The sequence below is a fragment of the Sphingobium estronivorans genome, assembly GCF_008692605.1.
In the GTDB taxonomy this organism is placed as follows: Bacteria; Pseudomonadota; Alphaproteobacteria; order Sphingomonadales; family Sphingomonadaceae; genus Sphingobium; species Sphingobium estronivorans.
The window spans coordinates 142,740-155,185 of the sequence record NZ_LFCT01000003.1; the positions used below are offsets into that span (position 1 = coordinate 142,740).

12 protein-coding genes are annotated in these 12,446 nt (G+C 64.7%); 9 read left to right on the forward strand and 3 right to left on the reverse strand.

Annotated features, from left to right (window positions below):
* Positions 1–38 precede the first annotated feature (38 nt).
* From glk to F7P65_RS03440, 3 genes are read left to right on the forward strand one after another with little or no spacing between them, the layout of a single operon-like run.
* The gene (gene glk, locus F7P65_RS03430) at positions 39–1,004 is read left to right on the forward strand and encodes a glucokinase (RefSeq protein ID WP_150290356.1); all 966 of its coding nucleotides are present in this window, start codon (positions 39–41) and stop codon (positions 1,002–1,004) included.
* Positions 1,004–1,621, forward strand: a complete 618-nt coding sequence (eda, locus tag F7P65_RS03435; protein ID WP_150290357.1) for a bifunctional 4-hydroxy-2-oxoglutarate aldolase/2-dehydro-3-deoxy-phosphogluconate aldolase — start codon at positions 1,004–1,006, stop codon at positions 1,619–1,621. Before glk ends, eda begins: the two co-directional genes overlap by 1 nt.
* A 37-nt stretch (positions 1,622–1,658) precedes the next feature.
* Positions 1,659–2,171 (forward strand): hypothetical protein, encoded by a 513-nt coding sequence (locus F7P65_RS03440; RefSeq protein WP_150290358.1) that lies wholly within the window; start codon positions 1,659–1,661, stop codon positions 2,169–2,171.
* A gap of 131 nt (positions 2,172–2,302) precedes the next feature.
* Here the strand turns inward: F7P65_RS03440 and F7P65_RS03445 are convergent, their stop codons facing one another.
* Entirely contained in the window at positions 2,303–2,887 is a 585-nt protein-coding gene (locus F7P65_RS03445) for a gamma carbonic anhydrase family protein (RefSeq protein WP_150290359.1), read from the reverse strand.
* A gap of 2 nt (positions 2,888–2,889) precedes the next feature.
* Positions 2,890–3,885 carry a porphobilinogen synthase gene (gene hemB, locus F7P65_RS03450; RefSeq protein WP_150290360.1) on the reverse strand — a complete coding sequence of 332 codons (996 nt, stop codon included), beginning with the start codon at positions 3,883–3,885 and terminating at the stop codon, positions 2,890–2,892.
* A gap of 230 nt (positions 3,886–4,115) precedes the next feature.
* Between hemB and F7P65_RS03455 the strand changes: the two genes are divergently transcribed.
* From F7P65_RS03455 to F7P65_RS03470, 4 genes are all read left to right on the forward strand, one after another.
* A complete protein-coding gene (locus F7P65_RS03455) occupies positions 4,116–4,844 on the forward strand; it encodes a head GIN domain-containing protein (protein WP_150290361.1) in 729 nt (242 codons plus the stop codon).
* Positions 4,796–5,521 (forward strand): GIN domain-containing protein, encoded by a 726-nt coding sequence (locus tag F7P65_RS03460; RefSeq protein WP_150290362.1) that lies wholly within the window; start codon positions 4,796–4,798, stop codon positions 5,519–5,521. Before F7P65_RS03455 ends, F7P65_RS03460 begins: the two co-directional genes overlap by 49 nt.
* Positions 5,522–5,650: 129 nt before the next feature.
* Complete coding sequence (locus tag F7P65_RS03465; RefSeq protein WP_150290363.1) at positions 5,651–6,922, forward strand: ammonium transporter; 1,272 nt, start codon at positions 5,651–5,653, stop codon at positions 6,920–6,922.
* Between the two features lie 2 nt (positions 6,923–6,924).
* Positions 6,925–7,770 carry a glycosyltransferase family 2 protein gene (locus F7P65_RS03470; protein WP_150290364.1) on the forward strand — a complete coding sequence of 282 codons (846 nt, stop codon included), beginning with the start codon at positions 6,925–6,927 and terminating at the stop codon, positions 7,768–7,770.
* An 18-nt stretch (positions 7,771–7,788) separates the two neighbouring features.
* On the opposite strand, the gene F7P65_RS03475 is transcribed toward F7P65_RS03470, so the two are convergent.
* Positions 7,789–9,120 (reverse strand): MFS transporter, encoded by a 1,332-nt coding sequence (locus F7P65_RS03475; RefSeq protein WP_150290365.1) that lies wholly within the window; start codon positions 9,118–9,120, stop codon positions 7,789–7,791.
* 187 nt (positions 9,121–9,307) lie between these two features.
* Between F7P65_RS03475 and cyoA the strand changes: the two genes are divergently transcribed.
* Positions 9,308–10,426 (forward strand): ubiquinol oxidase subunit II, encoded by a 1,119-nt coding sequence (cyoA, locus tag F7P65_RS03480; RefSeq protein ID WP_150290366.1) that lies wholly within the window; start codon positions 9,308–9,310, stop codon positions 10,424–10,426.
* A gap of 5 nt (positions 10,427–10,431) precedes the next feature.
* Positions 10,432–12,432 (forward strand): cytochrome o ubiquinol oxidase subunit I, encoded by a 2,001-nt coding sequence (gene cyoB / locus F7P65_RS03485; RefSeq protein ID WP_150290367.1) that lies wholly within the window; start codon positions 10,432–10,434, stop codon positions 12,430–12,432.
* Positions 12,433–12,446 lie beyond the last annotated feature (14 nt).

Sequence of the window (12,446 nt, forward strand, 5' to 3'; positions counted from 1 at the left end):
GGGGTGGCGGCGCCTTGGCGGGCCGCCGGAGAGAAAATATGACCGAGATCATTGCAGCAGACATCGGCGGAACCAATGCCCGTTTCGCCCGCGCCCGGCTGAACGCCCGCAATGTCCCCACATTGGGCAAGGTGCGCAAATATAAGGTCGCGGATTATCCCAGCCTTCAGGCCTGCTGGGCCGCCTTTGTCGAGGATGAGGGTGGCGATCTGCCGACCTCGGCCTCCATCGCCTTCGCGACCGCGATCGGGCGGGAGGTCATCAAGCTGACCAACAGCGCTTGGGTGATCCGGCCCGATACGCTGGACGAGGATTTGGGCCTCAAGCACCTGCGGCTGGTCAATGATTTCGAGGCGGTGGCCCATGCCGTCGCCCGCCTGCCGCAGGAGAATCTGCCGCTGCTGTTCGGGGAGGAGAAGCCTTTCCCCCGCGATGGCGGGGTGACCATCCTGGGACCCGGCACCGGCCTGGGCGTCGCCATGATCGCCTTTGACGATGGCGAACCGCATGTCATCGCGACCGAGGGCGGGCATCTGGACTTTGCGCCGCTCGATCCGCTGGAGGAGAAGATCCTCGCCTATCTGCGCGACAAATTCCTGCGCGTGTCGACTGAGCGGATCGTGTCGGGTCCGGGCCTCAACAATATCTACAAGGCGATGGCGACCATCGGCCATGACCGGGTCGTGCTGATGGAGGATGCCGAGCTTTGGCAGGCGGCCATCGACGGCACCGACGAATTTGCACGGGCGGCTTTTGACCGTTTCTGCATGTCCTATGGCTCGGTCGCGGGCGATCTGGCGCTGGCGCAAGGCCCCCATAGCGTCGTGCTGGCGGGTGGCCTGACGCAACGGATGCGCGAATTGCTGCCGCAGAGCGGTTTCCATCAGCGCTTCACCGCCAAGGGGCGGTTCGAAAGCCTGATGAAATCCGTGCCGATCAGGCTTGCCCTGCATGATGAAATCGGGCTTTACGGCGCGGCCGCAGCCTTTCGGGAGAAGAAATAATGATCTGGAGCGTGGAACAGGTGATGGAACTGGCTCCGGTGATCCCGGTGCTGGTGGTCGATCGGGTCGAGGACGCCCTGCCGATCGCGCAGGCGCTGGTGAAGGGCGGGCTGCCCGCGCTGGAAGTGACGCTGCGTACGCCCGCGGCTCTGGATGTGATCCGCGAAATGGCGAAGGTGGAGGGTGCGGTCGTGGGCGCAGGCACAGTCCTCAATCCCGCGCAGCTGGACGCCGCGATGGAGGCCGGCGCGCGTTTCATCGTCAGCCCCGGCCTGACCGAACCACTGGGCAAAGCAGCGATCGCGGCGAAAATTCCGTTCCTGCCCGGCACCGCGACGGCGGCCGACATCATGCGCGGGATGGACATGGGGCTGTCGCACTTCAAATTCTTCCCGGCGGAAACATCCGGCGGATTGCCCGCGCTCAAGGCCCTGGCCGCGCCGCTGCACACCGCGCGTTTCTGCCCGACCGGCGGAATCACGGCGGAAAGCGCGCCCAAATGGCTGGCCGAACCCTTCATCAAATGCGTCGGCGGGAGCTGGGTCGTGCCCAAGGGGCCGGTCGATCCGGCGAAGATCGAAGCCTTGGCACGCGAAGCGGCGGCGCTGTCCCGCTAAGCTTGCCTCGCAGCGCGGCACATCCTAGATGCGATTCATGAACCCGCGTCGGCTCCTTCCGTCCTTGATCCTGTTCCTGTCCGGTTGCGCCAGCAGCTTCCAGGGTTATCCCTCGCTCGCCAAACGGGCGATCGAGAGCGCGCCCATTGCCGAGGCGGCGCCCCCGCCCTCACCGGTCGTGCCGGAACCCGAACTGGTCCAGAATGTCGACCGGCTGACGGCACAGGTGCAGGCGGGCCGCGCGGCGTTCGACAAGGCATGGCCAGCGGCGGACAAGGCGACGCGCGCAGCTTCGGGATCGGCGGTATCGAGCGAGGCTTGGGTCGCAGCGCAGACAACGCTGAGTGCACTGGAATCCGCGCGCAACGACAGCGTTTCCGCGCTCGCGAGCCTGGACGTGCTCTATGTCGAGCGCAGCAACGCGGTATCCGAGGGCAAGGTCCATGGCGGGATCGACGCAATCGACACAGCGCGGGCTTCGGCGCTGCGGATCGTCGACGGGCAGAATGACCGACTCGATGCGCTCAGGGGACGCCTGGCACAGCCCTAGAGCGCATTGTCCATCTCATGCCGAGGCGCTGAGATGCTGACGCATCACGCTTGCACATGCTCACGCGTCGCACGGGCCCAACCGAAGCCCGATGGGTCAAGCGCATCGGGCCCTGGAATGAAGGCGTCGGATCAATCGCGCGAAAAGGCGGCCTTCACCGCTCCCTTATGCGCCTTTCCATTGTGGACATAATGTTCGACACCCTCGCGCATGTCGACCACCACCTCGTCCGACAGATCGCGCATATATTTGGCGGGGCGGCCCGCCCATAGCTGGCGATGCGGCACGGTCTTGCCCGGTGAGAGCAAGGCGCCCGCAGCCAGCATGGCGTCGCTTTCCACCGTACAACCGCTCATGACGATGGCGCCCAGGCCGACGAAGGCGCGATCCTTCAATACGCAGCCATGAACCATCGCCATATGGCCGATCAGCACATCCTCACCGATGATCGTCGGCCAGCCTTCGGACGGGCGGCCGTCAATATGGTCGCCGGGGCTGTCGCAATGGACCACCGTGCCGTCCTGGATATTGGTGCGCGCGCCGATATGGATGGAGTTCACGTCCGCCCGGATCACGCAATTATACCAGATGCTGACATCGGGACCGATCTCCACATCCCCGATGATCCGGCATCCCGGCGCGATGAAGGCGCTGGGGTGGATGACCGGCGTCTTGCCGTTGATGGGCAGGATGGTGACTTCGGGATGATCGGTCATGCTCAGGCTCCCAACAGGCGCGCGGCGTGGAGCGCATGATAGGTGAGCACGCCCGAACAGCCCGCACGCTTGAACGCCATCAGCGTTTCCAGCACCAGCGCGTCCCGATCCCCCGCCCCCACGGCGGCGGCGGCCTCCAGCATCGCATATTCGCCCGACACCTGATAAGCGAAGACGGGTACGGCGAAGGCGTCCTTCACCCGCGCGATGATGTCGAGATAGGGCAGGCCCGGCTTCACCATGACGCTGTCGGCGCCTTCCGCCAGGTCGAGCGCGACTTCGCGCAACGCTTCCTCGCTGTTGGCGGGGTCCATCTGATAGGTTTTCTTATTGCCTTTCAGCAGGCCGCTGGAGCCGACCGCATCGCGGAATGGACCGTAAAAGGCGCTCGCATATTTGGCGGCATAGGCCATGATCTGCACATTGGCATGGCCTTCCTCCTCCAGCGCCTCGCGGATGGCGCCGACGCGGCCGTCCATCATGTCGCTGGGCGCGATGATGTCCGCGCCCGCCGCCGCCTGATTGAGCGACTGGCCGATGAGAACGTCGATGGTGGCATCATTGACGACATAGCCCGCCTCGTCCAGCAGCCCGTCCTGGCCATGGGCGGTATAGGGGTCAAGCGCCACGTCGGTCAGGATACCGATGTCGGGCACCGCATCCTTGATGGCGCGGATGGCGCGGCACATCAGATTGTCGGGATTAAGCGCCTCTTCCCCGTCATCGCTACGACGCTCAGGCTGGGTATTGGGGAAGAGGGCGAGGCAGGGAATACCCGCAGCCTGCGCTTCCTTCGCGCGCTCTACCATCAGGTCCACCGACCAGCGCGATACGCCAGGCAGCGACTTGATCGGTTCCTCGACCCCCTGCCCTTCGGTGACGAAGAGCGGCCAGATGAAGTCGCTGGGGGTGAGGCGGTTTTCGGCGTACATCGCCCGGCTCCAGGCCGAAGCGCGGGTGCGGCGCAGGCGAAGCGCCGGATAGGAAGCATGGGTCATGGCCGGGGGTTTAGGCCCCTGCCCCCATGGGATCAAGCGTCCCCCGCTATTTGGCGAAGCGCCGGAAGAGGCTGTCCCTGTTCCAAGCCGGACGCATCGGCGCATTGGCGACACGCAGGGCGACGGCGGCGGCATCACCGGCTGGTTCGCATCGCCCCTCGGCGAACAAGGGGGCTTGAACCGTCAAGCCCCCTGTGTACTATTATGGCAATACAGTTGGGAGATGATTGATGCCCCTGCCCCGTTCCCTGATGCTGATCGCCGGGATTGCGATGGTGACGAGCGCGTGCGGCCGCAGCCCGGAATCGACCGCCGATCAGGCGCAGACGGTCAGCGACTGGTCCACGCTCAAGGACTTCACGGCCGTCGATGCGACCGGGCCGGACAATGTCGCCATCACCGTCGGCAATGGCTTTTCCGTAAAGCCCGAAGGCGATCCCAAGGCCATCGGCAAGCTCGACATCCGGATCGAGAATGGCGAGCTGAAGATCGGGCGCAAACCGGGCATGTCCGGCCTTCTGGAAAGCGACAAGGGTGCGACCGTCCGCGTCACCATGCCCGCCGTGCAGGCGTTGAGCCTCACCGGAACGGGCGAGATGACGCTCGACCGTGCGGAGGGCAAGGCGCTCGACCTGTCGCTGACCGGGACGGGCGAATTGAAGATCGCCGCGGTGAAACTCGACGCGTTGCGGGTGGAGTTGACGGGATCGGGCGATGTGGAACTGGCCGGAACCGTGGCCGACGCGAACGTCTCGACCACCGGAACCGGCAGCGTGGACGCGGAGCGGCTGAAGGCCGGCAAGGCGGACATCAGCGTGCAGGGGACGGGCGATGTCGACCTTGCCTCCGACGGGCCGGTCGCTATCAGCATCATGGGAACCGGCGACGTGACGGTGAAAGGCAAGGCCCAATGTACAACCAAACGCATGGGAACGGGCGAAGCGCATTGCGCACCCTGATCGCGATCGGCGCCATCGCGCTGACGACACCGGCCGGAGCGGCGACGCGGGGCTTCACCATCGCCAGCTTCGACGCGATCCGGGTCGATGCGCCGGTGGAGGTCATCGTCACCACCGGCGCAGGCGCTTCGGCGCGGGCCGAGGGGGATCAGGCGGCGCTGGACCGGCTGAAACTGGACGTGTCCGGGCGCTCGCTTGCCGTCACCATGGCCAAGGCGCGGCCGGGTGAAAAGAGCGGCGGACGGGCCATAGTGCGGCTGTCGACCGGCGATCTGGGGCGGATCGTGCTGACGGGTGGCGGATCGGTGTCGGTGAGCCGCATGAAGGGGCTGCGCGGCGATATCGTGCTGGGCGGCAATGGCGACATCAGCGTGGCGGCGGTCGATCTGGACCAGCTCAATCTGTTCGTTGCCGGTGCCGGGCGGGCAACCCTGGCCGGGCGCGCCGGGATCGCCAACCTGCGTGTGAACGGGCCGGGCGCGGTCGCGGCGGAGGGCCTGAAGGCGCGGCAGGCGGCGGTCGCGAATGACGGACCGGGAACCACCACGCTGACCGCCGATGTGACCGCCAAGGTAACGGCCTCGGGCTCCGGCGATGTCACGGTGATCGGCAAGGCGGCTTGCAGCGTCGACAATCGCGGGACGGGGCGGATCAGTTGCGGCGGGGAGGCCTATTGAGGCAACCGCGCAGCTTCGGCGCGTTCATAGCCGCCCCGTAGCGGAGCTGCTGGACAGGGGATAAGGTTAGGCAAGTCTTTACTTCGAATGCGTTAGGACAATCCGACTTCTGGATTGCCGGATTGCCCGATGCGTCATTTGCTTGCCCTCCCCCTTTTTTCCGCGCTGCTGCTGCTACCCCGGCCGGCCATGGCCCAGGTCGCCGTGGCCGATAGCGGCGATACCGCCTGGATGATCCTGTGCGGCCTGTTGGTGCTTCTGGCCGCCCTGCCCGGATTGATGCTGCGCCATGCCGGGCTGACCCATGCGCGTAGCGGCCTGTCGGTGATCGTGCAGGGATTTGTGGTGGCCGCCGGGATTTCGCTGCTCTGGGCGACGATCGGCTACAGTCTCGCCTATGCGCCGGGGAGCAGTTGGCTGGGCGGCGGGGCAAATATTCTGCTGGCGGACCTCGGGGCGTTGCGGGACGGGCTGACCATACCGGAGTCCGCCTTTGTCCTGTTTCAGATGACGCTGGCCATATTTGCCGCCTGCCTGCTGCCGGGCGCGGTCGCCGGGCGGGTGAAGATGGGATGGATGACCGCCTTCGCCCTCCTCTGGCTGCTGCTGGTCTATGCGCCCGTGGTCCACTGGGTCTGGGGTGGCGGATGGCTTGCGCATATGGGCGTGCTGGATTTCGCGGGCGCGTTGGTCGTTCATCTCTGCGCCGGCTTTTCGGCATTGGCCCTGACGCTGGTCGTGGGCAAGCGGCGGGCGGCTGCCAGCGGACATGCGCCACTGCTGGGATTGGCGGGCGGCGCGCTGCTGTGGATCGGCTGGATGGGAATCGTCGGCGGCTGGGCGCTGGGCGCGACCGATGAGGCCGCGACTGCCATTCTCAATGCCCATTTCGCGGCTTGCGCGGGCGCGTGCGGCTGGATGGCGGTGGAGCGGATCGATGGAGGCCGGGTGACGGCCGCAGGTCCCGCATCGGGTGCGCTGGCGGGACTGGTGGCGATCTCCGCCTCGGCGGCGGTGGTGGGACCCGGCGGCGCGATGGTCATCGGGCTGGTCGCGGCGATGCTCTGCCGCATCGGCAAGGCGTTGCTGGGCACGCGAATCGACGATGCGGCGGACATATTCCTGATCCATGGGCTGGGCGGGCTGACCGGCATGCTGTTGCTGATGCCCTTTGCCCTGCCGGCCCTGGGCGGGGTCGGCTTTGCCGCGGGGGTCAGCCTGGGCGGCGCCTTCGTCGCGCAGATCGCCGGCATCGCAGCGGTTGCGCTCTGGGCGATGATGGGGTCGGCGATCATCGCGCTGATCCTGTCGGTGGCGATGCCGCCACGGATCAGTGCGCGGGAGGAGGCCGAAGGACTCGACCTGATGCAGCATGGGCAGCAAAGCTGGGACTTCCGCTGAAGGTGGGTATCGCGGTCGGCATCTTCGCGCATCAGGAGGAGCGGCGGATCGGGCTTTGCCTGGCGTCGCTGCCGCTGGATCGGGCGGACATGGTTTTTCATGTGCTGGTGAACGGATCGACGGACGGGACCGCCGCCCGGGCGCGGGAATTGGCGCGGGGGCGAGGCAATGTCCTCGTTCACGACATTGCCGAAGGGGGAAAATCGCGGACGTGGAACCATTTCGTCCACGACCTGCTGAGCGGCGAGGAGGATGCGGTCGTCTTCATGGACGGCGATGCGGAGATCGTCGCCGGGTCGATCGATGCCCTGGCGGCGGGCCTTGCGGCGCGGGCGGATGCCAATGCGGCGGCGGGGATGCCGGTCAATGGACGGTCCATGGAACGGTATCGCCAGAGCCTGCGCGACGAGCGGGGGCTGTTCGGCGATCTCTACGCCCTGTCCGGGCGCTTCGTCGCGGCCATTCGAGCGCGGGGGTTGCGGCTTCCCGAAGATCTGGTCGGCGACGACGGGCTGGTGGCTGCCTGGGCGCATACCGATCTGGGGCGCGATGCGGATTGGGATCTGGAGCGGATCATCGCCTGCGAGGAAGCCGGTTTTCGCTGCGAGACGGTGAGCCTGCTGCGCCCCGCGACGCTGGCGATGCAGTATCGGCGCATGACCAATTATTCCATCCGCTTTTTCCAGAACCGCATCATTTCCGACATCATGCGCCGGGACGGCGTATCGGGCCTGCCGGTGTGCATGGCCGGCCTCTATGATGCATGGTTGCCGCGTTTTGCGCCACGCCCGCTGCCGACCGGATGGTTCGACCGCAAGGCGCTGGCACGGATGCGGGGGAAGCGATAACGCTCCCCCCTTTCCCGTTCAGCGGTCGCGCGCCGCCAGTTCCTTGTTGACGTAGAGCGCCACCATCGTCGCCAGCGCGCCGGAGAGCAGATAGGCGCCCGATGCGGCAAGGCCGAATTTCACCGACAGCAGCAGCGCGACGAGCGGCGCGAAGCCCGCGCCGACCAGCCATGCAAGGTCGGACGTCAGGGCCGATCCGGTATAGCGCGCCTCGGTCGCGAAGTTCGACGCCACCACGCCGGAGGATTGGCCGAATGCCAGTCCCAGCAGCATGAAGCCCAGGATCATGAAGGCAACTTCGCCCAGATCCCCGCCGTTCAGCAGGACAGGCGCGAGCACGCTGAAAATCGCGATGCCAAGCGCCGACCATGCGAGCAGCGAGCGGCGGCCGATCTGATCCGCGACAAAGCCCGACACGACGATGGCGAGCAAGCCGACCGAGGCCCCGATCATCTCGATGATGAGGAAGCGTTCGAGTGGCTGCTGCGTGAAAAGCGCAACCCAGCTCAGCGGGAACACCGTCACCATATGGAACAACGCGAAGCTGGCCAGCGGGGCAAAAGCGCCGATGACGATGTTGCGCCCCTCCGCGCGGACGGTCGGCAACACTTCGGACGGCTGGAGGTCACGCTGTTCGAACAAGCGCTCGAATTCATGCGTCACCACGATTCGCAGCCGGGCGAACAGCGCCACGACGTTGATCGCAAAGGCAACGAAGAAGGGATAGCGCCAGCCCCAGTCGAGGAAATCGGCGCGGGAGAGCGACAGCAGGAAGAAGGCGAACAGCCCGCTCGCCACCAGCAACGCCAGCGGCGCGCCGAGTTGCGGCACCATGGCATACCATCCGCGCTGATGCTGCGGCGCATTAAGCGACAGCAGCGAAGCGAGGCCATCCCATGTTCCGCCCAGCGCAATGCCTTGTGCGGCGCGCAAAATGATCAAAACGACCGCCGCGTAATTGCCGATCGTCGCATATCCGGGCATAAAGGCGATCGACGCGGTGGAGCCGCCCAGCAGGAACAGGGCGATGGTCAGCTTCGTGCCCCGGCCATAATGCCGGTCGATCGCCATGAAGATCAGCGACCCGATGGGGCGCGTGATGAAGGCCACGGAGAAGATCGCGAAGGAATAGAGGGTTCCCGTCAGCGCATCGACATAAGGGAAGACCAGGCTCGGAAAAACGATAACCGACGCGATGGCATAGACGAAGAAGTCAAAAAATTCGGAGGTTCGACCGATGATGACTCCGATGGAAATATCACCCGGCGCGATCCTGTGATCCCGCGCATTGATCAGGCGTGCATCATCCTCCAGCGATCGCGAGGTGAAGGTCATGGCCTGTGAACTCATAGGCATCCGCTCCTTGGCTAAGCCACCGGAACGATTTTATGCTCTGCCGGCGGCCACGAAAAGGCAACATAACAGAAAACCCGCAGAGTCTAAGCAGTATCCCATGCCTCAAGCATTTTTTGCATCTGCGTACAATGGGACAAATTGCCCACTATCCGACTCTGTGCAGAAGGGGTAGGCGCGCGCCATGTCACACCCTCTTTCACCCAACTGGACCCGGCTTTTCCGTTGGTCCGCTCCGATCCTTGCGGCGCCGCTGGCGGGCTGCAACTGGGTCGTGATGAACCCGTCGGGCGATATTGCGGTGCAACAACGCGACCTGATCCTGATTTCGGTCGCGCTGATGCTCCTCATCGTCGTCCCCGTCATGGCGTTGATCGTCTGGTTCGCATGGCGCTATCGCGCGGCGAACGAGGCGGTTGCAAAGGATTACGATCCGGATTGGGATCATTCCACCAAGCTGGAACTGCTGATCTGGTCCGCGCCGCTGCTGATCATCATCGCGCTGGGCGCCCTCACCTGGGTGAGCACGCACAAGCTCGATCCCTATCGGCCGCTGGACCGGATCGACGCGAAGACCGCCATCGATCCCAAGGTGAAGCCGCTGACGGTCGAAGTCGTCGCGCTCGACTGGAAATGGCTGTTCATCTATCCGGAACTGGGCATCGCCACCGTCAACGAACTGGCGTTGCCGACCAATGTGCCGGTGCGGTTCGACATCACCGCGTCGACGGTGATGAACAGCTTCTACATTCCCGAACTGGCCGGGCAGATCTACGCCATGCCGGGGATGAAGACGCAATTGCACGCCGTCGCCAACAAGCCGGTCGGCAGCGTCGGCTTCTCCGCCAACTATTCGGGCGCGGGCTTCAGCCATATGCGCTTTGCCTACAAGGCGCTGGACCGGGCCGGTTTCGACGCCTGGGTCGCCAAGGCGAAGGCCAGCAGCGCGCGTCTCGACCGCAACGCCTATCTGACGCTTGCCAAGCCCAGCGAAAAGGCGCCGGTCGCCTATTATGCCGCCGCCGATCCCAAGCTGTTCGACGCGATCGTCAACCTCTGTCCCAAGGCCGGCCAACGCTGCATGGGCGAGCTGATGCACGTCAACATGATGGGCGGAGCTGGCAAGGAATCGGCCAGGGACACCCAGGGTCTGAAATATGACTATCCCAATGGCCATGTGATCGATCAGGCCGACGTGAACAGGGGGCAGGAAACCGCCCCCGACGCTCCCGGCGCAACCGCAACGCCTGCGGCCGATCACTCTTCTCACAGCGGCGCTGACGCGCACGCGCAGAATCGGTAAGGTCCATGTCTGGCACACTCACAACAACGCAGATGATCTTCGGTCGTCTGACATGGGATGCATTCCCATGGCATGAACCCATCGTCGTGGCGACATTCGTCGCGGTGGTGCTGGGCGGCGCGGCGATGGTCGCGGCGCTCACCTATTTCAAGCTCTGGGGCTATCTCTGGAAGGAATGGTTCACCAGCGTCGACCACAAGAAGATCGGCATCATGTACATGGTGCTGGGCCTGATCATGTTCCTGCGCGGCTTTGCCGACGCGATCATGATGCGGTTGCAGCAGGCGCTCGCCTTCAACGGGTCGGAAGGCTATCTGAACGCCCACCATTATGATCAGGTGTTCACCGCCCACGGCGTCATCATGATCTTCTTCGTGGCGATGCCGTTCATCACCGGCCTCATGAACTATATCGTTCCGCTCCAGATCGGCGCGCGCGACGTGTCCTTCCCCTTCCTGAACAATTTCTCGTTCTGGATGACCACGGGCGGCGCGGTGCTGGTGATGATCTCGCTGTTCCTGGGCGAGTTCGCCCAGACCGGCTGGCTCGCCTACCCGCCGCTGTCGGGACTGGCCTACAGCCCGGCCACGGGTGTGGATTATTATATCTGGGCGCTCCAGGTGGCCGGCGTCGGCACGACCCTGTCGGGCATCAACCTGATCGCGACCATCGTGAAGATGCGCGCGCCGGGCATGTCGCTCATGAAGATGCCAGTGTTCACCTGGACCTCGCTCTGCGCGAACATCCTGATCGTCGCTTCCTTCCCCATCCTGACCGCGACGCTCGTGCTGCTGTCGCTCGACCGCTATGCGGGCACCGCCTTCTTCACCAATGATTTCGGCGGCAACCCGATGATGTACGTCAACCTCATCTGGATCTGGGGCCACCCGGAAGTCTACATCCTCATCCTGCCGCTGTTCGGCGTCTTTTCCGAAGTCGTCTCGACCTTCTCGGGCAAGCGGCTGTTCGGCTACACGTCGATGGTCTATGCGACCTGCTGCATCATGGTGCTGTCCTACCTGGTGTGGCTGCACCACTTCTTCACCATGGGTTCGGGCGCCAGCGTCAACAGCTTCTTCGGCATCACGACGATGATCATCTCGATCCCGACGGGTGCGAAGCTCTTCAACTGGCTCTTCACCATGTATCGCGGCAAGATCCGTTTCGAACTGCCGATGATGTGGGCCGTCGCGTTCATGCTGACCTTCACCATCGGCGGCATGACCGGCGTCATGCTCGCCGTTCCGCCCGCGGACTTCGTGCTGCACAACTCGCTGTTCCTGATCGCGCACTTCCATAACGTGATCATCGGCGGCGTGCTGTTCGGCATCTTCGCGGCGATCAACTACTGGTGGCCCAAGGCGTTCGGCTTCCGGCTGAACCAGTTCTGGGGCAAGGTGAGCTTCTGGTGCTGGCAGGTCGGGTTCTGGCTGGCTTTCACCCCGCTCTACATATTGGGCTTCATGGGCGTGACCCGCCGCATGCGGGTGTTCGACGATCCGTCGCTGCACATCTGGTTCATCATCGCCGCCGTCGGCGCCGCCATCATCGCGGCGGGCATCGGTGCGATGCTGGTGCAGTTCGCCGTTTCCATCTGGAAGCGCGACGAACTGAAGGTGGAAGGCGATCCCTGGGATGGCCGTACCCTGGAATGGGCGACCAGCTCGCCCCCGCCGGAGTATAATTTCGCCTTCACGCCGGTGGTCTATGACACCGACACCTGGGCCGACATGAAGCGGAACAACTACCAGCGTCCGCTGTCGGGTTATCAGGCGATCCACATGCCGAGCAGCACGGGCGCGGGCGTCATCCTCGCCGCTCTGGCGACGCTCTGCGGCTTCTCGCTCATCTGGTACATCTGGTGGCTTGCCGGCCTCAGCTTCGTCGGGATGATCGCGGTCGCCATCGGCCATACCTTCAACTACAAGCGCGACTTCTACATCCCCGCGGATGTGGTGACGCGCACCGAGGAAGAGCGCACGCGCATCCTCGCGGCGGGAGTGTGACACTCATGAGCAGC